At 70.4% G+C, this 20819-nt stretch carries 21 protein-coding genes; 9 read left to right on the forward strand and 12 right to left on the reverse strand.

Features of this window, described 5'->3' with window-relative positions; all coding sequences use genetic code 11:
- Positions 1-4: 4 nt before the first annotated feature.
- Genes ABD140_RS09110 through ABD140_RS09120 form a run of 3 tightly spaced genes read right to left on the reverse strand, consistent with a single transcriptional unit; the run spans position 5 to position 3131 of the window.
- Positions 5-1639, reverse strand: coding sequence for a CotH kinase family protein (locus ABD140_RS09110; protein WP_344238811.1), 1635 nt, complete (start codon positions 1637-1639; stop codon positions 5-7).
- Between the two features lie 6 nt (positions 1640-1645).
- On the reverse strand, positions 1646-2323 hold the full coding sequence (locus ABD140_RS09115; RefSeq protein ID WP_344238813.1) for a DUF4956 domain-containing protein: 678 nt from the start codon (positions 2321-2323) through the stop codon (positions 1646-1648).
- A 4-nt stretch (positions 2324-2327) separates the two neighbouring features.
- A complete protein-coding gene (locus tag ABD140_RS09120; protein WP_344238815.1) occupies positions 2328-3131 on the reverse strand; it encodes a polyphosphate polymerase domain-containing protein in 804 nt (267 codons plus the stop codon).
- A 111-nt stretch (positions 3132-3242) separates the two neighbouring features.
- Here ABD140_RS09120 and ABD140_RS09125 point away from each other — a divergent pair, with 111 nt between their 5' ends.
- The 3 genes from ABD140_RS09125 to ABD140_RS09135 all read left to right on the forward strand — a co-directional run bounded on the left by ABD140_RS09125 (position 3243) and on the right by ABD140_RS09135 (position 6411).
- Positions 3243-4334 carry a DNA alkylation repair protein gene (locus tag ABD140_RS09125; protein WP_344238817.1) on the forward strand — a complete coding sequence of 364 codons (1092 nt, stop codon included), beginning with the start codon at positions 3243-3245 and terminating at the stop codon, positions 4332-4334.
- 69 nt (positions 4335-4403) lie between these two features.
- Positions 4404-5468, forward strand: a complete 1065-nt coding sequence (locus tag ABD140_RS09130) for a hypothetical protein (RefSeq protein WP_344238819.1) — start codon at positions 4404-4406, stop codon at positions 5466-5468.
- A gap of 43 nt (positions 5469-5511) precedes the next feature.
- A complete protein-coding gene (locus ABD140_RS09135) occupies positions 5512-6411 on the forward strand; it encodes an LLM class flavin-dependent oxidoreductase (RefSeq protein WP_344238821.1) in 900 nt (299 codons plus the stop codon).
- Between the two features lie 177 nt (positions 6412-6588).
- Here ABD140_RS09135 and ABD140_RS09140 read toward each other — a convergent pair whose 3' ends face one another.
- The 6 genes from ABD140_RS09140 to ABD140_RS09165 all read right to left on the reverse strand — a co-directional run bounded on the left by ABD140_RS09140 (position 6589) and on the right by ABD140_RS09165 (position 12523).
- A complete protein-coding gene (locus ABD140_RS09140) occupies positions 6589-8382 on the reverse strand; it encodes a hypothetical protein (RefSeq protein WP_344238823.1) in 1794 nt (597 codons plus the stop codon).
- Positions 8383-8533: 151 nt separating this feature from the next.
- Positions 8534-9433 carry a hypothetical protein gene (locus ABD140_RS09145; RefSeq protein ID WP_344238825.1) on the reverse strand — a complete coding sequence of 300 codons (900 nt, stop codon included), beginning with the start codon at positions 9431-9433 and terminating at the stop codon, positions 8534-8536.
- The gene (locus tag ABD140_RS09150) at positions 9430-10092 is read right to left on the reverse strand and encodes a sigma-70 family RNA polymerase sigma factor (RefSeq protein ID WP_344238827.1); all 663 of its coding nucleotides are present in this window, start codon (positions 10090-10092) and stop codon (positions 9430-9432) included. Before ABD140_RS09150 ends, ABD140_RS09145 begins: the two co-directional genes overlap by 4 nt.
- A 669-nt stretch (positions 10093-10761) precedes the next feature.
- Positions 10762-11163 (reverse strand): VOC family protein, encoded by a 402-nt coding sequence (locus tag ABD140_RS09155; protein WP_344238829.1) that lies wholly within the window; start codon positions 11161-11163, stop codon positions 10762-10764.
- 344 nt (positions 11164-11507) lie between these two features.
- Positions 11508-11714, reverse strand: a complete 207-nt coding sequence (locus tag ABD140_RS09160) for a DUF397 domain-containing protein (protein WP_344238831.1) — start codon at positions 11712-11714, stop codon at positions 11508-11510.
- Complete coding sequence (locus tag ABD140_RS09165; RefSeq protein WP_344238833.1) at positions 11711-12523, reverse strand: helix-turn-helix domain-containing protein; 813 nt, start codon at positions 12521-12523, stop codon at positions 11711-11713. The genes ABD140_RS09160 and ABD140_RS09165 overlap by 4 nt, the downstream gene beginning before the upstream one ends.
- Before the next feature lie 153 nt (positions 12524-12676).
- Here ABD140_RS09165 and ABD140_RS09170 point away from each other — a divergent pair, with 153 nt between their 5' ends.
- Both ABD140_RS09170 and ABD140_RS09175 read left to right on the forward strand, forming a co-directional pair.
- Positions 12677-12895, forward strand: a complete 219-nt coding sequence (locus ABD140_RS09170; RefSeq protein ID WP_344238835.1) for a hypothetical protein — start codon at positions 12677-12679, stop codon at positions 12893-12895.
- Positions 12896-13112: 217 nt separating this feature from the next.
- Positions 13113-14174: a hypothetical protein gene (locus ABD140_RS09175; RefSeq protein WP_344238837.1), complete on the forward strand. Its 1062-nt coding sequence runs from the start codon at positions 13113-13115 to the stop codon at positions 14172-14174.
- A gap of 57 nt (positions 14175-14231) precedes the next feature.
- Here the strand turns inward: ABD140_RS09175 and ABD140_RS09180 are convergent, their stop codons facing one another.
- On the reverse strand, positions 14232-15014 hold the full coding sequence (locus ABD140_RS09180) for an SAM-dependent methyltransferase (RefSeq protein WP_344238839.1): 783 nt from the start codon (positions 15012-15014) through the stop codon (positions 14232-14234).
- A 219-nt stretch (positions 15015-15233) separates the two neighbouring features.
- Between ABD140_RS09180 and ABD140_RS09185 the strand changes: the two genes are divergently transcribed.
- Both ABD140_RS09185 and ABD140_RS09190 read left to right on the forward strand, forming a co-directional pair.
- A complete protein-coding gene (locus tag ABD140_RS09185; protein WP_344238841.1) occupies positions 15234-16211 on the forward strand; it encodes an SDR family oxidoreductase in 978 nt (325 codons plus the stop codon).
- A gap of 52 nt (positions 16212-16263) precedes the next feature.
- Positions 16264-17058, forward strand: a complete 795-nt coding sequence (locus ABD140_RS09190) for an SAM-dependent methyltransferase (RefSeq protein WP_344238843.1) — start codon at positions 16264-16266, stop codon at positions 17056-17058.
- 13 nt (positions 17059-17071) lie between these two features.
- On the opposite strand, the gene ABD140_RS09195 is transcribed toward ABD140_RS09190, so the two are convergent.
- Both ABD140_RS09195 and ABD140_RS09200 read right to left on the reverse strand, forming a co-directional pair.
- Positions 17072-18352 (reverse strand): PP2C family protein-serine/threonine phosphatase, encoded by a 1281-nt coding sequence (locus ABD140_RS09195; RefSeq protein ID WP_344238845.1) that lies wholly within the window; start codon positions 18350-18352, stop codon positions 17072-17074.
- Positions 18353-18473: 121 nt separating this feature from the next.
- On the reverse strand, positions 18474-19661 hold the full coding sequence (locus tag ABD140_RS09200) for an FAD-dependent monooxygenase (protein WP_344238847.1): 1188 nt from the start codon (positions 19659-19661) through the stop codon (positions 18474-18476).
- Between the two features lie 267 nt (positions 19662-19928).
- Between ABD140_RS09200 and ABD140_RS09205 the strand changes: the two genes are divergently transcribed.
- Together ABD140_RS09205 and ABD140_RS09210 are read left to right on the forward strand one after the other, a co-directional pair.
- The gene (locus tag ABD140_RS09205) at positions 19929-20303 is read left to right on the forward strand and encodes a hypothetical protein (RefSeq protein WP_344238849.1); all 375 of its coding nucleotides are present in this window, start codon (positions 19929-19931) and stop codon (positions 20301-20303) included.
- Positions 20304-20410: 107 nt separating this feature from the next.
- Positions 20411-20812, forward strand: coding sequence for a glutaredoxin domain-containing protein (locus ABD140_RS09210; RefSeq protein WP_344238851.1), 402 nt, complete (start codon positions 20411-20413; stop codon positions 20810-20812).
- Positions 20813-20819 lie beyond the last annotated feature (7 nt).

The following is a 20819-nucleotide window of genomic DNA, read 5'->3' on the forward strand; positions in this document are numbered from 1 at the left end:
GCCGTCAGCCGGTGACGGTCGCGTCCGTGCTCAGGGACTTGATCCTGGTCTGCAGAGTGGTGCGGAGGGCCTCGGCGTCGGAGGTCGCGCGGTCGGTGTCGGCGCCCTCGTTGAGCCGGTAGGACGCGACGATGGCGTCGAGGGCGGACGCGGCGGTGCCGTCGGCCAGGAGGTCCTGGTAGAGCAGGCGGTACTGCTCGGCGTACACCTCCTTGAAGGCGGCGTTCTCCAGGAAGCGCTCCTTCAGGGTGTGGCCCATCTGCATGCCGCCGCCGGGACGGCCCTGGCGCTCCTGCTGCCCTTGTCCGTCCTCCTGCCCCTGCCGGGGCTGCTGCTCCTGCTGGTTCTGGGAGCCCTGCTGTCCCTGCGGGCGGCCGCCGCCTCGGCCGCCCATGGAGAGGGTGTCGGTGGCGCCGGCCTCGGCGTCGCCGTTGAAGGCGTAGTTGAGGTCCCAGGAGACGACCTTGAACTTCTTCGCGCCCAGGTCGTACCAGAGGTAGTAGTTGCGGCCGGGCCCGCTCATGTCGTCGAAGTTGACCATGAGGTTCTGCAGGGCGAGGTAGCGGGCGAAGGACGCGGTGTCCAGGCGGTCGGCCAGGCCCCGGGCGAACTCGGTGTCGGAGCTCTCCTCCGTCCACTTGACGAGGTCGATGACGGGCTGGAGGTCCTGGGTGCCCTTGCGGTTGATCTGCTTGAAGTCGTCGGCGTAGGCGGTCTGGTCCTCGCCCTTGTAGCTGAAGGAGCTGGAGGCCAGGGACTTGTAGAGCACGCCGTCGCCGAGGTCCTCGGCGTACGCCTCGTCCGGGTGGCCGATCAGCAGGCGCGGGGCGGACGAGCGGCCGTTGACGGTGAAGGAGCCGTAGGCGTACTCCTGGGTCGGCTCGCCGGACTCCCCGGTCAGGGTGAGGGCGAGCGCCTCGTTCAGCAGGGTCGAGCCGTTCAGGGACGGGCGGACGGCGAGCTGGGAGAGGCCCTGGTAGCGGCGCCCCTCCGCGAACTCGTCGAAGCTGATCAGCCAGGGGAGGTCCTCGGGCTCCTCGGCCTTGAGCTGCTGCCCGCCGGGACCGCCTCCGGGCGGACCGCCGCCCTGGAAGCCCTCCGGCAATTGGAAGCCTTCCGGCATCTGGCCGTCCCCGGGCGGTTGGAAGCCCTCCGGAGGCTCCATGCCCTCCGGCATCCGGCCGCCCCGGCTGCCCCGGCCGCCGCGGGCGTTGCTCGACTCGCCCTTCCAGGTCAGGCCCATGAGGGTGGAGTTGCCCTTCAGCCGGATGCCGACGCCGGGGATCACGGTGCCGTCGATGGTCAGGTCGGCCTCGACGTACTTCTTGCTCCCGTCCTTGAAGTACTCCTCCAGCATGTCCTCGTAGGCGGCGTCCTTGAACGTGAGCTCGACGTCGTGCGCGGCGGCGGGGTCGAAGAGGTCCTTGAGGCCCGCGATGTCCTCGGTGACGGTCTCGGTCGCGGCGACCTCGGCGGTGGTGGCGTAGGGCCGGATGGTCTCGGTGCCCAGGCCCGCGCCGAGGACGAGGACGAAGGCCCCGGACGCGGCGACCAGCTTCCAGTGGTGGCGCAGCCGGACGGGCACCCGGTGCCTGAGCTTCGGCCGGTGCGGGGGAAGGGGCTGGGAGGGAAGGGGCATGGCGGCCTACAGGTCCGTCTGGTCGTAGCCGGTCAGGACGGTGACGGGCTGGCCGGCGTTGCGGGCGCGCAGCACGGCGATGAGCGAGCCGGGCTCGCTCCCCTTCTTGATCCGCACCGTGTACATCAGCTCGGTGAGCGCGCCGCCGCGGATCGACTCCATGCTCACCAGCTCGAACTCGTCGGTGTGCTGGATGAGCACGTCCTGGACGGTGTGCGTGTAGTCCTCGTCGGCGGGCACCTGCACCTTGACCACCTGGCGCTGGACGTTCAGCGCGAACCAGTTGAAGCGGTGCATCAGCACGGTCACCAGGCAGATGGCCAGGCAGGCGACGACGGCCAGCACGTAGAAGCGGGTGCCGGCGGCCATGCCGATGCCCATCACCAGGAAGATGAACCCGACGTCGCGGGTCTCCTTGATGGCGTTGCGGAAGCGGACCACCGACAGGGCGCCGACCAGGGCGAACGCGCGGGCGATGTTCGAGCCGACTACCAGCATGATCAGCGAGATGAGCATGCCGAGGATGACGAGCGTCTGCACGTAGGACTGGCTGTAGGAGACGTTGCGGTGCGTCGCCCGGTACACGAAGCCGATGAGCACGCTCAGGACGAACGAGAGGGACATCGCCAGGGCGACGTCGAGCACGCTGAAGGTGCCGGAGAGGTCTTGGAAGTCGAGGTTCACGGGGTCATGCCTTCTCGAGGGGGAGGTGGATGTCGTGACCGGGAACATGGAAGACGGAGCGGGGTGCCCGGCCGGCCGCCTCCACGCTCTGGCAGTACTTGGAGACCCGTACGACCTGCAGTTCGCGGCTCGCGGTCAGGTCGGTGAGCCAGTAGGGGACGCGCTCGTTGGCCTTCACCTCCATGATCACCTTGTGCGGCGGGATGATGAAGCGGTTCTCGGCGGGGGTGGCCAGGTCGAAGTCGCGGTCGCGGCCACGGACGCGCTGGTCGAAGGTGACGCGCAGGCCGACGTCGGCGCCGCGGCCCATGTAGGCGTGCCGCTGGTAGCCGGTGATCGCCGTGGCCCGCAGGTCGAGGCGGCTCGTCAGGTCCAGGACCTCGTCGATGAACGCCGTCTCGCCCAGGGAGTGCTCGACCGCCTCGCGCTTGTCGCACAGCCGCAGGGCGTCGTGGTAGCTCAGCCGCACGCGGCGCTTCTGGGTGACGCGGTTGACGCGCTGCTTGATCTCGACGAACACCGGGGTGTCGCCGGTGATGGCGAAGCGGTCGCCGTAGTGCCTGATCCGCAGCTTGCGGCGGAACTTCAGGCCCTCGATCTTCTCCCAGTAGAAGCGCAGCCGCCGGGTGTCGTAGTAGACGCTCCAGATGCTGTAGCCCTCGGGTCCGCTGTGGACGTCGCGGTCGAGCCGCTTCTCGATGTCGGCCCGCAGCCCGTCCAGCCGGTCCACGTCGATGAGGTACTTGATCTCGTAGCGGTTGAACGCGTGCAGCCGGCTCGGTGCGCGGAGGGCGTGCCCGAGGTCCATGAACTCTCCTTTCTGGCGAACGGGTACATGCCACCCCACGAATCTGAGAAAAATCTGTGAACGATCTGGAAACGGAGCGGGAATGTCAGTGCCTCCTGTGACGATGCGGAGGTGGCGGAACCTCTGAAGGAACGGATCAACGAGGCGTCGGTCGGCGTGCTGGCCGACGGGCTGGCGGCGGTGCGGCCGTCCTTCGAGCACGCGGCGTTCGTCCGCGACGCGCTGGACGGGCTGGCGGGGCTGGAGCTCAAGGCGCGGGTGCGGTGGGTGGCCGGGGCGCTGGAGCGGCGGCTCGCGCTGCCCTTCCCCGAGGCGGGGGCCGTGCTGCGGGAGTGCGCCGAGAAGGCGCGGTTCGACATGTGGAGCGGCTGGCCGGTCACCGAGTACGTGGGGACGCACGGCACCGCCCATCTGGCGGAGGCGATGGAGACCATCGCGGTGATCACGCCCTACGCCACGGGGGAGTTCGCGGTCCGGCCCCTCCTGGAGCGCCACCGGGAGGAGGCGCTGGAGGTCATGCTCGGCTGGGCGTCCTCTCCCGACGAGCACCTGCGGCGGCTGGCGTCGGAGGGCACCCGGGCGCGCCTGCCGTGGGGCGCGCGGGTGGGGTGGCTGATGGAGCCGGGGCCGACGCTGCCGATCCTGGACGCGCTGCGGGACGACCCCAGCGAGTACGTGCGGCGCTCGGTGGCCAACCACGTGAACGACCTGGCCAAGGAGCATCCGGAGTTCGCGGTGGGGCTGCTCGCCCGGTGGCGGGGCGAGGGCGGCTCCCACGTGGAGGCGGTGCTCCGGCACGCGCTGCGCGGGCTGCTGCGCGCCGGCGACACCGGGGCGCTCGCCCTGGTGGGCGCGGTGCCCGGCAACGGGACGGTCGAGCGGCTGGAGATCGCCGAGCCGGAGGTGCCGGTCGGCGGGCGGCTGCGGTTCACGGTGGCGCTCAGCGCGGGCGAGCCGGGGCCGCTCGTGCTCAAGTACGTGCTCCGCCGGGACGGCTCGCGGCGCACGTTCCATCTGGGCAACCGCAGGGCCGTCGCCGCCGGGGAGCGGTTCACCGTCGCCAAGTCGCACTCCTACCGGCCGGTGACCACCCGGCGCGAGCCGCCGGGGCCGCGCGTCCTGGAGGTCGTCGTCAACGGGGAGGTGAGGGCGAGCGCGTCGTTCAAGGTCGTGAACCAGATCGGAGTGGGCGAATCATGGTGACGGCGTGCCCGGGTGATGCAGGATGGGGCCTTCTGGTTTTTCTGGTGAGGTGACATCCGGGGAGAACGCATGGCAGTGGGTTCGGCGCCGTCCGCTCTGGCACGCAGGTTCGTGGTCGTCACGGTCTCCGCGTCCGTCGCGGTCGCGACGGTTCTGGCGGGGGACGCCGGCGCCACTTCCCGGTGGCGGGTGACCGAGAGCGTCAAACAGCAGATAGGCGGCGGCCTCGCCAACTTCGACGGGCTCACCGCGGTCTCCCCGAAACTGGCGTGGTCGGTGCTGGGGCACGGGATGGGCGCGTCCGGGGCGATCCTGCTGCGCTGGGACGGCACCGCATGGAGCAGGCAGGAGCTTCCCGAAGGCCTGGCCGCCTCGTCCGTCAGCGACCTCAGCGCCTCGTCCGGCGTCAACCTGTGGCTGGCCGGACAGAACGCGGAGATGACGCGGTCGTACGTGGCGCGCTGGGACGGCACGGCATGGACGTCGCGGCTGCTCCCCACCGGGGACAGCGTCGAGCGCCTGCTGGTGCGCAGCGTCAAGGACGTCTGGTACTTCACCCTCAAGGGCAAGGCCGGGCACTACGACGGCAAGAAGTGGCGCGTCCACGACCTGGGGTTCACCGCGTTCTCGGCGGTCGCGGCGGGCGAGAAGGTGTGGGCCGTGGGCGGCGACACCGACAGCGGCGTCCCGCGCGCCTCGGTGTGGAACGGCAGGAAGTGGAAGAAGACCCGCGTCGCGGGCGAGGGCACGCTGTACGGGGTGACGTCGTCGGCCGGCCGGATCTGGACGGCGGGCATGGTCTCCGGGCACGCCGCGCTGCTGCGCTGGAACGGCAAGGCCTGGAAGAAGATGAAGGCGCCCCAGGTCGCGGTGAAGGACCTGGTCCCCGACGGCTCGGGCGGGCTGTGGGCCTCGTCGTGGCCGAGCTACCCGGCTTCGCAATCAGGGATCTACCACTTCAAGAAGGGGCATTGGTCTCGCGCCTCCATCAAGGGCATGCCCGGCAGCAAACACCCCCTGGCCGTCAACCGGCTGGTGCGCATCCCGCGGACCAAGGCGTCCCTGTGGGCGGTCGGCGGGCACGACAACGGCAGGACGGACACCAGCGCGCTCATCATGAAGTGCGGCTCCTGATCCCCCGGGAATCTTTGCTCCGGCGGGTTCGGTTGAAGAGGACATGCCGGACTACGGGCACGATCTGATCTTCGGTTCCTTCCTCACGCCCGCCAACGCGGCACCTCAGGAGGTCGTGCGCCTCGCGCAGGCGTCCGAGACCGCCGGGCTGGACCTGGTGACCTTCCAGGACCATCCGTACCAGCCGGGCCACCTCGACGCCTGGACGCTCCTGTCGTACGTCGCGGCACGGACGGAACGCGTCCACCTCTCCGGGAACGTCATCAACCTGCCGCTGCGCCGGCCGGCCGTCCTGGCCCGCGCGGCCGCGAGCCTCGACCTGCTGAGCGGCGGCCGCTTCGAACTCGGCCTGGGCGCCGGCGCCTTCTGGGAGGCCATCGAGGCGATGGGCGGCGACCGCCTCACCCCCGGCCAGGCGGTCCAGGCGCTGAGCGAGGCCATCGACGTCATCCGCGGCGTCTGGGACGTCGAGAACCGCGCCCGCCTCCGCGTGGAAGGCGAGTTCCACTCCGTCGACGGCGCCAAACGCGGCCCCGCCCCCGCCCACGACGTGGGCATCTGGCTGGGCGCCTACCGCCCCCGCATGCTCCGCCTGACCGGCGCCAAGGCCGACGGCTGGCTCCCTTCCCTCTCCTACATGAGCGACGTCGACCAGCTCGCCGAGTCGAACTTCATCATCGACGCCGCCGCCACCCAGGCCGGCCGCGACCCCGCCGCCGTCCGCCGCCTCCTCAACGTCTCCGGCACCTTCGCCCCCGCCGCCGTCTCCGACCGCTTCCTGCACGGCCCGCCCGACCACTGGGTCGCCCAGCTCGCCGCCCTCGCCCTCGACCACGGCTTCAGCGGCTACATCCTCCAGACCGACTCCCTCCTCGACCTCATGCGCTTCGGCCAAGAAGTGGCACCCGCCCTCCGAGCCCTCGTCGCGGCCGAACGCGCCTGACCCGTCGTCCTCGAACGTCTCGGCGGGGAACGTCGCCGACTTCGGCACCTGTCGGGTCGGCGGCAGGCCGATCCTGTGTCCACAGGCTGTGGATGAATTTCGGCGCGCGGTGGCACCGTGCGGTCGCGAAAGAAGGGCCGGGCGTCCAGCGGGTGGGTTTCGTCGGTGGGAGGGCTTCTAGCGGGCGGTCAGGTTCAGGAGGGCTTGGGAAGCGGCGCGCAGGGCGGTGTCGGCGGCGATGTCGGGAGAGGAGTGTTTGCGGGGGACGCGCTGGTCCTGGGTGGCGTAGCGGTGCAGGAGCCTGCGGTGGACTTCGGTCAGGTGCGCCACGCCGACTTCGGTGATGACCTCGAAGGCGGGCAGGGGGTCTCGCGCCTCACCCGCGTTGGTGAGGAGGAGGTCGATCAGCCGGATCGGAGAGCAGCCTTCGGGCAGTTGCCATGCGTCCGAGCAGACACGGATCAGCGCCCGGACGGTCTCCGGCAGCTCGTAGAGATCATAGAGCCGATGGGCGACGTGCTCGGCCAGCGAGGCCGCCGCGGGGCCCAGTTCCCGTACGGCGCGGACCGCCTTGGGACCGGAATCGGGCGCGGCCAGAGCGGCGTCCAGGACGGGGCGTACGTGCTCGGTCTCGCCGGTGAGGCGCCAGACCGCCACGGCCACGTCGACGAGCCAGGGAAGCCTGCGGGGCTTGGGCCGTGCCAGCAGGCGGAGCAGGACGGGCAGCAGCGGCCGGGCTTCCTCTCCCAGCTCCCGGCAGGCTTCGGCGGCGTCCGGCCGCAGCGCCTTGTCTGCACGCGCGCCCTTTTCGCTCAGCAGCACGGCGGCCTCGGCGAGCACGGGAAGCGCATCACCGGTGAGCCGCCACAACGCCCGAGACGCCGCCAACCGCGCCCGCGCCTCTCCACCGGCCACGACCCGTCGCAGCACGGCCTTGACCTGCTCCCGTCCGTCGCTGGAATCGCCGATGGCGGCCAGCGTCGCGCACACCTGTTCCAAGGCGCCGCCGTCGGACACGGATATCGCGGCCGGCCGCTTGGTTACGTCGTCCGTATCGGCCCGTACGCGTTTCTTTTCCGGAGCGGAGGCACCGCCTGCGACTGGGGTCTGCCGCTGTTCGGTGCGGGCGGCGGCGTCCGGCAGGGCTTTCCGCTCCAGGAGGCCGCACAGTTCGGGGACGGCTTCGTGGGCTTCAGGACCCCAGGAGCGGAGAAGAGCGAGGAGGAAGCGCTCGGCTTCCCGCTCCGGCCCGGTGGGCGCAGGACGCTCGCTCCCGTCCGCGGAGGGCTCCGATGCGACACGCAGCCGTTCCCTGACCGCGGGCAGCAGGACGGAAGAGAACGGCAGGCCGTGCTCCACCGCCGACCGCAGCGCCAGGGGACGGCACGGCAGGTCCGCGGCGAGGAGGGACGTCCCCCGATCGTCGCCGAGCCTGATCAGGGCGGCGAGGGCGCGATCGGCGTTCGCAGGCGAGGACGCGTCGCCCGCGAGAACGACGAGCGCGTCCCGCGCGGGCGCGGCATCCGTACCGAGGCTTCCGATCAGCTCGGCGGCGTCCCCCGGAAGAGAAGCCGTCCAAGGCGGGACATGCGGCCCTTCACCCCGCCACGCGAGCACGGCGCTCAACGCCGGAAGCAACCGCCCCGGCGCCGCCCGGAACTCCCCGCACAGCCGCTCCGCGGCCCAGAACGCCTCGTACAACCCCCGCCCGTCCCCCGAGCAGGCGCGCAGCAGCGCCGCCTCCACCAGTTCGCACGCCACCCCCCACGCGTCACGCCGCGCCAACGCGGCGACGACGACGTCCAGCGCACCGGGATCTCCGACCAGGGAGTCCAACGGCGCCACGGGCGTCCATCTGCCCTCGGACGCGAGGAGCGCCGCCACCGCCTCCACCCGCCACAGGGCCCGCCCTCCGGCCCAGGGATCCGCCAGTACCTCAGCCGCGACCGCGGCTCCACCCTCGGCGTCCACCTTGGCGAGGGTATCCGCAAACCCCGCCCCGACCCCGGTAACTCGCCATGTCTCCCCTTGTCAGAGCCCCAAGAAGAAGAACCACACCCCTTCAACCCTCCTCCCGAACGCTTCCGTCGGCGTGGAACGACCGCCTGCGGGCGGGCGCTTCCTACACCAGGACCGAGTCGTGGGGATCGTTCTCGGTGCCGCCTCGTACTCGGTACACGCCTGAACCGATCGGGTCCGACCGCTCCTCGATCAACGGGCCGATGCCTTCGGGCCAGACCGTCGAACGCGTCCACAGCGCTCCCGCGAACACCTCGATGTCGGCCACCCGCAGATCCGACAGATCGGCACCCGACACGTCCGCGGTCCTCGTGTGGAGGATCCGGGTGACGGCGTTCATGAGTGAGTCGTCGATGCTGCGCGCGTCGGCTCGGTCGAGATGGGTGACGCGGTTGAAAAAGCGGCCGAGACCGGGCACGTGGTTGAGGTCGAGGGCGAGGTTGAGAATGCGGTTGAGCTCGCGGTCGAGCCGGTGGCCGGGAGGCCGGGAGAAGCGGTCGGTGCCGAAGGTGAGGCCGAGGTTGAGTTCGTGGGTGTGCTTGCGGGCGCGGGCGAGGGCGAGGGTGAGCCCGAGGTCGAGTCGGTGGGAGAGGCCGAGGGCGTGGTCCAAGGCATGTTTGAGCATGCGGGTTTGGCTGAGCGCGGGTTCGTGACCGGCGTGGAGGCGGTAGTCGAGGTTGAGAGCACGGGTGAGGTCGAGGGCTGCTCCGAAGGCGTGGCTGAGGGAGAGGAGGAAGGCCAGGTAAGCGAGGTCGTCATCGTCGGGGCGGGCACGGATGATCCCTTTGGAGACTTCGAGGCTGTCGCGTGCGGTGCGTGTGAGGTTGCGCAGTTCGATGACGGTCCTGCCGAGGTGCGTGCACCGGCTGTCGGCACCGTCCATGAAGGCGACGAGGCCGGGGAGGAGGTCGGTGTGCCGGTCGAGATGGTGGAGCAGCGCGCTGTGCGCGGCAGTGAGGAAGGCATCCAGTTCGTCATCGGTGGACTCACCCTGGAGGGTCATCGGCTGCCGCCTTCCCGAAGGTAGCCGGGCAAGGAGGGGATCAAGAGCCGGCGGGCCTTGGCGCGCAGGTTGCGGACCCGTTGGGGGTCCATACCGAGTTGGGCGGCGATCACGCTGTCGGGGAAGCCGTCCAGGGTGAAGGCCATCACTGCCCGCAGGTCGTCGCCGGGGAGGGAGCACAGGGCGTTCAACAGGTCCACCGCCACGGTCGCGAGCTCGTCGGGTCCGGGACGCCGGGTGGAGAGGTCCAGCAGGTCTTCCAAGGGGACACCGGTCACCGTCGGCGGACGATCGCGGCGGATCCCTCCCGGGCGCCGGTACCGGCGCTGCGCGACGGACCGCAGCCAGGCCAGAGGCTGGTCGACCTTCTCCCAATCGCCGGGTTTGGAAGCTTTCTGCCACGCTTCGACGAAGGCTTCCTGGGCGGCCTCCTCGGCGGCCTCTTTCGTGGCGGAGCAGGCGAGTATCACGAAACGCACCACCTTCGTGTAGTGCGCTTCATACAGGTCCAGGAACTCCTCGCACGCCGAGGCCCGTGGCCGGGCGAGCCCGGGGTCGGGACCGTCCGCTCGCGGAGGCCGGCTGATGGCGGCGGGCGGCGACGGGTCATCGCGGGTGCCGCCGTCACTCGCCATGGTGAGCCCGGACGGACCGTCCACACCCGCAGCAGCCGCCCTCCGCGAGGCCGCGGAGGTCCTCGGCGAGCCCACGGCACCGGCGTGATCCCGCTCCCCGCCGGTCGCCGCGCGCGGTCTCCCTCAGCGGCAGTGCCGCTGCCGTCACCCCCAGCACCGCAATGATCATTTGTGCCACCGTTCCGGTGTCCATGTCCTGCTCTCCTTCGCACTCCCGTGACGGGTTCCTTCAAGAGAGAGTGGGCACGAAAGCACAAGATCGGTAAATTCAGAGCATCACGTTTTTGGAGAACTCGAAAGATCTCGGCGGGGCTTCAGCCGAGTCCCCAGCCCAGGAGCCGAGGCCCGGTGACAGGACCCCCTCCTGTCGTCCATGGGCAGAAAGCGGGATCGAAGTCGTTGTTCGCGTGCTCGCACAGGAACGCGCCATCACGACGAAAACGCCGTTTGGGAGGCCGTCTTCACCAAGGGCATGGACTACCTTCTCGACGGCATCCAGATCGCCTTGGAACACAACGCCCGCTGAGGCACATACACCGACCCGGTGTCGACCCCGCCGAAAGAAGAACCACACCGTTCTTCGGCACTGTCCAGGAGCGTCTCTGCGAGCTGATAGGTCGTTCTGGTGCCCCTGGGCTTGTAGTCCGTGTCCGACGGAGAGCGGTGGTGTGACGGTTCGGTCTTCGGGTCGTGTCAGGAACGCGGGGGTGGGCCGAGGAGGTCCCAGCGGTTGCCCCAGGGGTCGGTGAAGACGGCGACGCGGCCGTAGGGCTCGTCGCGGGGAGGGACGACGAAGGGCACTCCCGCGGCGGTCAGGCGGGCGTGGGAGGCGGTGAAGTCGTCGACGCGCAGGAAGAACGCGACGCGGCCCGCGGCCTGGTCGCCGACGGCGGCGGTCTGGCGGGCTCCGTCGGCGCGGGCCAGGACGAAACCCGTGCGCGCGGCCGGTGGACGGACCACGACCCAGCGCTTGGGCCGGCCGTCGTTGGTGAGGGAGGGGACGTCCTCGGCGAGATCGAACCCCAGAACGCCGGTGAAGAAGGCGATCGCCGGATCGTAGTCGTCGACGATGAGCGTCACGAGGTCGAGATGCACGAGGAAAGGCTAACGAGACTCCGGTTGCCGACGCTCGTCCGCCCGGCGGGCGGGCGAAAGGGAGACGAGGATCCAGGTCGGCGAGGTGTTCCGGGGACAGGCCGACGTCGGTTCTGCCGTGGGCGGCGAGGTGTTCGCGTTGGGCGGCGAGGAAGGACCAGCGGAGATGGGCGTCGTCGATGGGGGCGAGCAGATGGGGCATGGTCTCTCCAGGGCCGTTCTGCGCGGCCGTCTCCGGGTTCGGCGACCGGAGCGCGTGACCGGTGGGGCTCCTGCGACAAGGTGACTCGTACGGCGAGCAGCTCCGGGTCGGACGGCCGGAGGCTGCTCGCTGAATGAGGGTGTCAGAGGCCGTGACGTCCGGTGCGGAGCTGGCGGGTGAACCGGGTGAAGGCGGTGCGGGTGAGGACGAGGTTGGGGCCGTCGGGATTCTTGGAGTCGCGTACGGCGATCACCTCGGGGAGTCCGGCGATCTCGACGCAGTTGTCCCCGGAAGCGTCACTGCGGGTACTTTTACGCCAGCGGGCGGATGACAGGGCGGATGCACTCACTCGTCCTCCATGATCGTGCAAATCATGTTCTCGGATTCCTCGGCGGACAGCGCGTCGGATCTCGTCACGTTGAACAGTACGGCAAGCCTCCGGACCGCTTCCGGATCGGTGAGCATGCGACCGTTTCCGTAGGAGCCTTCGAGATAGGCGAGGTCGGCCTCTACCGCGAAGTTGAGCACCTGAAAACCGGCCGAGTGAAAGACCAGGGCGTTCTTGGGGATGATCTGGACGGAGAACTTGGGATGCCCCATCAGGTCCAGCAGCTGCTTGCACTGACCGAGTCGGATCTCCGGATGAAGATCTCGGACGACCGATTCGCGGATCAAGAGGAAGATCCAGGGCGGATTCTCCTTCTGGAGGATCGCCTGGCGTCCCATTCGGATGGCGACCAGTTCTTCGATCCTGTCATGGTGGTGGCTGGTGCTGAACACCAGCCGTGCGTACTCCTCCGTCTGGAACAGGCCGGGAATGAGGACGGGCTCATAGAAGCTGATCCCGGTGGTGATCTTCTCCGCGTCTATCAGCCGTCGGAAGCCGCTGGGAATAAGGCCGCGCCTCCGTGCGTCCATGATCTCTTTCCACAGTCTGTGAAAGGTTCCGCCGGACTTGAAATAAGTGTCGAGATCCTCAGAGAGCGCCTCGGATGGTGACTTCTCGCATGCCTCGACCTTCGCGAGCCACTGGGGTGTGCAGCCGAGGGCCTCGGCGAGCTTGTTGCGGGACAGTCCCGCGGCCTCGCGTCGGGCGCGCATCTCGATGACGAACATCTTCTGGGGCCAGGCCGGCTCGTCCTTGTGCTGAGGTGCCATCGGGGTTCTCCCGTGGGTGTGTCCGCCGAGGTTCCGGGTGTCGTCGGCGAAAAGCGGGTGCGGGCGGGGGAGTGCCCGGTTCGTAGCCGAGAGTAACAACCTCCTGTGAGGGTGGTCACGAGAACGTAGGCCGAGCCCCGAGGAGTCTCATCCATGAACAAGCAGGAATGCGCCCTACTCCAGCAGCAGCACCCGAACTGGCACATTCGCCCCTTCGGGGACCAGGGGTGTTACATCGCCACCCGCCTCGGCTGCCCCTTCCTCACCGACGAGGAACTCGTGGCCGGCCTTTACATGACCCTCGTGGAAGACACCCTCGAAGGACTCGGCGAAGCCCTCGTCGCCCAAACCGAGATCGAGGACTCCCTGTGACCCTGGGAAGCGTGGGCGCCCTCCTTCTGGGCGCCTACGCCCTGTCCCTGGCCGCCGCCCTCGGTGCCATGGCCGTCCGCGACAGGGCGTACGTCGGCCGCCACCGTTGAAAGCGCCGGAAATCGGTGCCGACCGATTCGAGTCGGCTCCATGGTGCTGAAGGTTGAGCCTTTTGCGGGTAGATCTCGGAAATGGCGGGGCTGGTTATGATCTCTCCGTGATGGAGACGGATGGGTCGCTTGTTCTGAAGCCCGCGCGCGGCCGGTTCCTCAAGCGGATCGGTGTGCTCGTGGTCGGCGGGGCGGTGCAGGTCGGACTGGTCTCCGCCGCGTCCCAGGTGCGGGGCGAGGGGCCGTTCGATTTCACGATGCTCTTCTGGGCGGGGATTTTCGGGGCGGTGGCGGCGTCGCCGGCGTTGTACACGGGGAGCACGCGGGTCGATGCGGGCGGGGTGAGCCGGCGGGTCGGGTGGTCGCGGCGGCGGTTCTCGTGGGAGGAGATCGAGCGGGTCTCCCTTGTGCCCGCACCGTTGAGCCGGGCGAGCTACTGGCTCGTGCTGCATCCGAGGAAAGGGCGTGCGCTTGCTCTTCCCGCGCCTCTTGTGACGGCACGCGGCACTGAGGAGGAGGCGGCGGGGAGGCTCGAACCGGTCTATGAACGGGCCGGGGAGCATCGGGAACGTGTGTCCGCTCGGCCTGTCTCCGGCAATCCGCGGAAATCGGTGCGCTTTCTGGTCGTCCTGTCGGTGGTTCTCGTGGTGCTGGAACTGCCCGGCACGCTCATGGTGCGGCCGTGGGAGCAGAGCTGGTGGCCGGGGAAGCAGGAGGCGTTCGGGCTTCCCGGTGCGTGCTCCGTTGTCGAACGCGATGACGCGGTCCGGCTTGTGCCGGGTGCGGAGGGCCGTGAACAAGCGGGGGCGTCGGATGAGGACCGCTCATGTGTCTGGGAGGCGGACGGTCATGTCCTGGCCGTTCGGCTGATGAGGGAGAAGCCGGGGCTCGTCGGCGGGGACGGCTCGGTGGAGAGGGCGCGGAAACGCCATGCCGCTCTTGCCGAGGAACGGAGGACCGTCTGCTTGCAGTGGTCGGTGAAGGTCGGCGACGAGTTCTGCGAAGTTCTCGAGACGAGCGGAGGCGAGGTGCGGATGGCGGGGGTCCTGGTGCGGGAGAACAACGTCATCGTCGACATCGCCTACCGCGCCGACGGGCCCGTCGAGGATCCCGATGGGGAGATGGCGCAGATGGCCGACGAGGTCATCGGTGAGATCCGGTTCTCCTGACGGGGAGGACGGGTGCGTCCCGCCGTGGGCCGGGTACGCGGCGGGACCGGAACGGCGTCAGGGTTTGCGGGCGACGCCGCAGACGACGGGGAGGCCCTTGAGGTCGGGGGAGGCGCCGGGCCAGTTCTCGTAGGGGCCGAAGCCGGGGCCTACGAAGTCGAGGCCGGTGAAGAACTCGCGGATCTGGTCGGCGTGGCGGAGCCTGTAGGGGACGGCTCCGGTGTCGTCGTAGTCCTGCTGGGCCTCGTTGAGGGCGGCGTTGGCGTCGTGGCCGTCGTAGAGGGCCAGGTAGCTGCCGGAGGGGAGGCCGGCGAGGAGGTTCCGCACGGTCGCGCGGGCTTCGGCGTCGTCGGGGATGTGGCCCAGGCAGCCCATCATCATCAGGGCGACGGGGCGGGCGGGGTCCAGGGTCGCGGCGGCCCGGGAGAGGACGGCGGGGGCGTCGCGCATGTCGGCGTGGAGGAAGGCGGTGGTGCCTTCGGGGGCGTCGGCGAGGAGGGCTCGCGCCTGGACGAGGACGAGCGGGTCGTGGTCGACGTAGACGGTCCGGGCGTCGGGGTCGAGACGCTGAGCCAGCTGGTGGGTGTTGTCGGCGGCGGGGAGGCCCGCGCCGACGTCGAGGAACTGGCGGACGCCTTCGGCGGTGATCAGGTGCTCGACGGCGCTCGCGAGGAACGCGCGGCCCACCTTGGCCATGCCGACGATGCCGGGGAACACCTTGATGTAGGCGTCGCCCGCCTCGCGGTCGACCTCGTAGTTGTCCTCGCCGCCCAGCCAGTAGTTCCAGATCCGCGCGGAGTGGGGGACTGTCCTGTCGATCTGGGGTTCGTCGTCGGCCACGGTCGCTCCTTTGCCCACGGTGCCGGTCTCGGGGGTGATGACTCACCGCAAGGCTGTCCGCTTAGTCGGAAAAATACAAGATCCACTAGAGAGTCTCTTTCATCACTATTTGTGGGGATGGGTACTACGGACGAGCTCCGCGCCGGGTTCGTTTCGCCCGAGGGCACCGGGGCAGGAGGGACGGTAAGGGGCGAACCGCCGCGTCGAGGGGATGGCGGGATGAAGGTCAAGGGGAAGGTCGTGGTGGTGACCGGGGCCTCCAGCGGGATCGGGCGGGCCACCGCGGTGGCGTTCGCCCGGGCCGGAGCCTCGGTGGTGCTCACCGCGCGGAACACCGACGCGCTCGAACAGGCCGTACGGGAGTGCGAACGGGCCGGCGGGCGGGCCTGGGCGGTGCCCGCCGACGTGACGGACGCGCGCGCCGTGGGCCACGTGGCGCGGCGGACGGCGGAGCGGTTCGGGCGGATCGACGTGTGGGTGAACTGCGCCGGGATCGCCGTCTTCGGAAAGTTCGGCGACGTGCCGCTCGCCGACTTCCAGCGGGTGCTGGACGTCAACGTGATGGGCTACGTGCACGGCGCGCGGGCGGCGCTGCCGTACCTGCGCGACCAGGGGCAGGGCGTGCTGGTCAACGTCTCCTCGATCGCCGGGGCGGTCTCCCTGCCGTACGCGCACTCCTACGCGATGTCGAAGTTCGCCGTCCGCGCCCTGAGCGCGAGCCTGCGCCAGGAACTCTCCCTCGAAGGCGTCCGGAAGGTCCACGTCTGCACGGTCATGCCCGCGACCATCGACACCCCGTTCTTCCAGCACTCCGCCGACTACACCGGCCGCAGGACCAGGGCGATGCCGCCGGTCTACACGCCCGAACGCGTCGCGCGCACGATCGTCAACCTGGTCCGCGCGCCGCGCCGGGAGGTCGTCGTCGGCCCGCTGGGAAGGCTCGTGACGGCACAGGCCAAACTGCTGCCCGGCCTCACCGAGCGGATGATGGCCGTGCAGACGGACCGGGGCATGCTGTCGCGGACCGAGGAGCAGGAGGACACCACCGGGACCCTGTACGACCCGGCTCCGGGAATCGGGTCGGTCGACGGGGGCTGGCACGGAAGGCGCTGGACGGCCGTGCGCCGGACCGCCGCCGTGGCGGCCCTGGCGGGCGCGGCGGCGGGGGCGTTGAGCAGGCACCGCCGATGGGGCTGAGAATTTCGGATATTACTGACAAATACCTTCCTGATTTGGTAGCCAGGTCTCCATGACGAACGAGGTGCCCGAACTCAACTCCGAGATCCCGCAGACCGCCCGCATCTGGAACTACTGGCTGGGCGGCAAGGACAACTTCGAGGTGGACCGCCAGGTCGGCGAAGAGATCCTGAAGGTCATCCCCGACATGGCGCTGTTCGCCCGCTCCACCCGGCAGTTCCTGCGGCGCGCCGTCCACCACCTCGCGGCCGACCTGGGCGTCCGGCAGTTCCTCGACGTCGGCACCGGACTTCCGACCGCCGACAACACCCACCAGGTCGCGCAGCGGGCCGCCCCGACCTCGCGCATCGTGTACGTGGACAACGACCCGCTCGTCCTCGCCCACGCCCGCGCCCTGCTGGTCGGCACCGACGAAGGGGCCACCGACTACCTGCACGCCGACCTGCGCGACCCCGAGGCGATCCTCGAGGGCGCCGCCAAGACGCTGGACCTCGACGAACCGGTCGCACTGCTCCTCATGGGCATCCTCGGCCACATCACCGACTACGACGAGGCGCGCTCCCTCGTCCGGCGCCTGATCGGAGCGCTGCCCTCCGGCAGCTTCCTGGTCCTCTACGACGCCACCAACGTCGTGGACCCGGCGTCCGCCGAGGCCATCGAGATCTGGAACCGCTCGGCCGAGCCGCCCTACGTCCTGCGCACCCCCCAGCAGCTCGAAGGCTTCTTCGAGGGCATGGAGATCCTGCCTCCCGGCGTCGTCTCCTGCCCGCTGTGGCGTCCGCCGGCCACCGACATCGGCGAGCCCGTCGAGATCGACGAGTTCGGCGGGGTGGGCCGCAAGCCCTGACCGTGCGCGCAGGTCACGGCCGGAGAGAGTGGTCGTCCGCGACGGATCCCGGGGAGGACGGCGGCGAAGGAGGGCCGTGCCACTCCAGGAGGAGGACGGTGGCGTCGTCCTGCAGCGGCCGTTCGTGGTGGTCGAGCAGGGTGCGGACCAGGCGGCGCAGGGTCTCGGGGACGGGGAATCCGTCGGCGATGTGGCGGATCACGAAGTCGACGAAGCGCTGGAGGCCGAACTCGCGGCCGTGGCGGTCGCGCGCCTCGATGATGCCGTCGGTGTACAGCAGCACCCGGTCGCCCGGTTCGAGGTGCTCGGTGCACGGGATCACCGGCAGGCCCATGTCCATGCCCATGGGATGGGAGGGAGGGCAGGCCAGGCTGGTGATCCAGCGGCCGCCGCGGATCACCACCGGGGGGTGGTGGCCGCGGTTGACCCAGGTGAACGTGCCGGTGACGGTGTCCAGATCGGCCATGATCGCGGTGACGAACCGGGTGCGGGGGCCGAGCTCCCGCAGCAGGACGGCCTCGATGCCCTGGCTGGCCTCGGCGAGCGGGGTGCCGTGGCGGCGGTGGTTGCGGCAGGCGGCCATCGCCAGGTTCGCCGTGATCCCGGCGGCCACGTCGTGCCCCATCGCGTCGAAGACCGCCAGGTGGACGGTGTCACCGGCGACGGCGTAGTCGAAGGCGTCCCCGCCCAGCTGGTACGCCGGCTCGGCCACCGCGCCGATCACCATCTGCTCGCTGGCGAACGTCAGCGGCGGCAGCAGGTTCCACTCCATCTCCGCGGCCACGTTCATCCGCTCGGTGCGCACCAGCCGCGCGTGGGAGTCGCTGTAGGGCCGTGTGCTGACCAGCATCAGGGCGACCAGTGAGGCCAGGTGCCGCATGCGGTCGACCACCGACGCCTCGCCGCCCTGCCCGGCGGTGCGCACCCGCAGCACCCCCAGCCGCTCGGTGCCGTCCAGCATCGGCACCCACCAGTACTCGGCCTCGTCGGCCTCCGCCTCCTCGGGCCCCCTGGTGGCCAGGACGCGCACCTCCTGGAACGCGCGGCCGCCCAACGTGCCGTCCACCCGCAGTTCGGCGGTCTCCGCGTCGGCGCCCTGGCCGGCGTCCGCGCCGTGCCCGGTCACCAGCCGCAGCACGCGCTGCTGCAGATCGACCAGGTAGATCAGCACCTCTTCCATGCCCGCCTGGCGCGCGTGCGCCGCGACCAGGGAGGGCACCTGCTCGAACGTCGCCAGATGGCTGGCCTCCAGCAGGCCGGTCAGCATCCGCTCGACACCGCTTTCACCGTCCATCGGTCTCCACCCCGTTACCACCGAATTTCTCGGTATATCCACTTTCTGTGGCAATTTTCCGTAATGCGGATATGGGGGGTATGGCGGAATTTCCCTGCCGGAATTCCGATGGTAACCGGTGTCAGTAGTCCTTGACGGTGTAGGAGGCGACGACCTGGGCGAACTCTTCGACGCCCGTCTCCGCCAGGGCGTCGGCGGCCTCGGCTTCGCCGGCGGTCTCCTGGGCGACCTGGGCGCGGCGCTGGCGCATGTTGGTGATGGCCACCTCCTGGTTGGCGCGGACGTAGTCGCGCAGCTCCTTCTCGTAGGCGGCGAAGGCGGCGGTGTGGTCGCCGCCGGCGGCCTTGAGCTCGCCGGCCAGCACGTAGCCGCCGACCATGGCCATGGTGGTGCCCTGCCCCGACAGGGGGGAGCCGCAGTAGCCGGCGTCGCCCAGCAGCACGACCCTGCCCCTGGACCAGGAGTCCAGGTGGATCTGGGCGGCCGCGTCGAAGTGGAAGTCCGGGGCCGAGCGCATCCACTCCAGCAGGCGCGGCACGTGCCAGCTGTCTCCCGCCAGCTCGCGGGCCACGAGCTCCTGCTGCGCGGAGACGTCGCGGTGGTCGAGGGTGACCGGCTCGGCGGGGTCGAACATGAAGTAGGCGCGGGCCTCGGCATTGTCGCGGACGCTCATCACCATGACGCCGCTCAGCGCGTTTCCGGGCATCTGGTGCATGACCTGCCAGTGGTCCAGGTCCAGGAAGTTGGGGACCGTGCAGACCGCCATGCAGGTTCCCAGGGGCCGGATGAACGCCTCGGTGGGGCCGAAGGCCAGGCGGCGGGTGAGGGAGTGCAGGCCGTCCGCGCCGACCACGAGGTCGAAGGTTCGGCGCAGGCCGCTCTCGAAGGTGACGCGGACCTCGTCGTCCTGCTCCAGGGCGGCGATCGAGTCGCCGAAGAGGTACTCGGTCCCCGCGCCGCCGGCCGCGGCGATGATCTCGGCCAGGTCGTCGCGGAGGATCTCGACGTCGGGGCTGTCCAGGTCGCCGCCGCTCACCGTGCGCTCCTCGCTGCGGTACAGCTCGTTGCCGGCGCCGTCCACCACGGACATGCCGCGCATCTCGGTGTTCTTGGAGCGCACTTCCGCCAGGATCCCCATCCGCCCGGCCACCTCCAGCGCCGGGCCGCGCACGTCGACCGCCTGCCCGCCGGGCCGGATCCCCGGCGCCCGCTCCACGACGGTGGTCTGGAACCCGTACCGGTCCAGCCAGTAGGCGAGGGCGGGGCCGGCGATCCCGGCGCCGGAGATGAGGACGCGGGTGTTCTTCATGGTGTTCTCCATCGGCTCGTTTCCGTGCCGCCGGTCGTTCCGGCGACGAACGAAAGACTCGCCGAGGGCGCTGACCGTCCGCTGATCAACGGCTGACCGTCGGCTGACGGGCCTGGTGCGCGGCGGTCCCCGGCGGAGCCGTTCGGAGCGCCCGGTTCCCCGCCGCCGCGCGCATGCTGGTGGTTTTATTGCCATTTATGTGGGTTCGTGTCCGTTCGTTGAGGGAGGGGCGGGTAGGGGAGGTGGGGTAAGGCGAAGGAGGCTGAGATGACCGGACGTGAAGGCAAGGGCGAGGACGGCGCGAGCCGCGAGGACCTGCGGGAGATGGCGGCCGAGCGCATCCGCGACCTCCCGGCCGAGACGGCGCTCGGCGGCAGCGACCAGGCCGCCATGGCGGACCGCGCCGGACGGGAGGCGCCGGACGCGGACCTGGAGAAGGAGGCCACGGGCCGGGTCGAGGGCATCGCGAACATGGAGGGGACCGGCACCCGGGCCCCGCTGGGCGACCAGAGCACCGGCGGCGAGGCCGCCCGCCAGGCCATCGGCGCCGAGCCCGGCCTGACCAACGCCGACCCCGCCCTCGGCACCCGCACCGGCGACCGCCTGCTGGACGAGGTGATCGAGGAGGAGAGAGGCGCCTGACCCGGCGCACGACGCCCGGCGCTCGGGCCCCCTGGAGTCCGGGTACCGATGCGGCAGGGGCTGCGGATAGCGTGCGCCCCATGATGCGCCGATGGATGTTGCCCCTGGTGTCCGTTGCCGTCGGCCTGATGATCTTCGTCCGGCAGGCCGGTGAGGGGAGGCCCGGGCCGGCCGTCGTCTGGGCGGTGGTGTTCTCCGTGGTCGCCCTGGGTGTTTCGCCGCTGGCCTTTCCCCGGTCGGTCGGCGCGGCGGAGGCGCGGCGCCGCAGTGCGGAGGACGGCCGGCCGATCGTCTACTGGCGGCCCGGCTGCCAGTACTGCCTGCGCCTTCGGCTCCGGCTGGGCCGCACCGCCCGCCGGGCGCACTGGGTGGACATCTGGCGCGACCCGGAGGGCGCGGCCGACGTCCGGGCCGTCACCGGAGGAGACGAGACGGTGCCGACCGCGGTGGTGGCGGGTCGGCCCCACGTCAACCCCGACCCCGCCTGGCTGCGCCGACGGCTCCGCTGAGCGCGCG

The organism is Actinocorallia libanotica, assembly GCF_039525175.1.
Taxonomy (GTDB): domain Bacteria; phylum Actinomycetota; class Actinomycetes; order Streptosporangiales; family Streptosporangiaceae; genus Actinocorallia; species Actinocorallia libanotica.

What these genes read in the sequence shown, in the direction of transcription:
- ABD140_RS09110 (WP_344238811.1), bottom strand. Translation starts at nt 1,639, where the DNA reads ATGCCCCTTCCCTCCCAGCCCCTTCCCCCGCACCGGCCGAAGCTCAGG.
- ABD140_RS09120 (WP_344238815.1), bottom strand. Translation starts at nt 3,131, where the DNA reads ATGGACCTCGGGCACGCCCTCCGCGCACCGAGCCGGCTGCACGCGTTC.
- ABD140_RS09130 (WP_344238819.1), top strand. Translation starts at nt 4,404, where the DNA reads ATGGCAGTGGGTTCGGCGCCGTCCGCTCTGGCACGCAGGTTCGTGGTC.
- ABD140_RS09135 (WP_344238821.1), top strand. Translation starts at nt 5,512, where the DNA reads ATGCCGGACTACGGGCACGATCTGATCTTCGGTTCCTTCCTCACGCCC.
- ABD140_RS09145 (WP_344238825.1), bottom strand. Translation starts at nt 9,433, where the DNA reads ATGACCCTCCAGGGTGAGTCCACCGATGACGAACTGGATGCCTTCCTC.
- ABD140_RS09165 (WP_344238833.1), bottom strand. Translation starts at nt 12,523, where the DNA reads ATGGCACCTCAGCACAAGGACGAGCCGGCCTGGCCCCAGAAGATGTTC.
- ABD140_RS09170 (WP_344238835.1), top strand. Translation starts at nt 12,677, where the DNA reads ATGAACAAGCAGGAATGCGCCCTACTCCAGCAGCAGCACCCGAACTGG.
- ABD140_RS09185 (WP_344238841.1), top strand. Translation starts at nt 15,234, where the DNA reads ATGAAGGTCAAGGGGAAGGTCGTGGTGGTGACCGGGGCCTCCAGCGGG.
- ABD140_RS09190 (WP_344238843.1), top strand. Translation starts at nt 16,264, where the DNA reads ATGACGAACGAGGTGCCCGAACTCAACTCCGAGATCCCGCAGACCGCC.
- ABD140_RS09195 (WP_344238845.1), bottom strand. Translation starts at nt 18,352, where the DNA reads ATGGACGGTGAAAGCGGTGTCGAGCGGATGCTGACCGGCCTGCTGGAG.
- ABD140_RS09200 (WP_344238847.1), bottom strand. Translation starts at nt 19,661, where the DNA reads ATGAAGAACACCCGCGTCCTCATCTCCGGCGCCGGGATCGCCGGCCCC.
- ABD140_RS09205 (WP_344238849.1), top strand. Translation starts at nt 19,929, where the DNA reads ATGACCGGACGTGAAGGCAAGGGCGAGGACGGCGCGAGCCGCGAGGAC.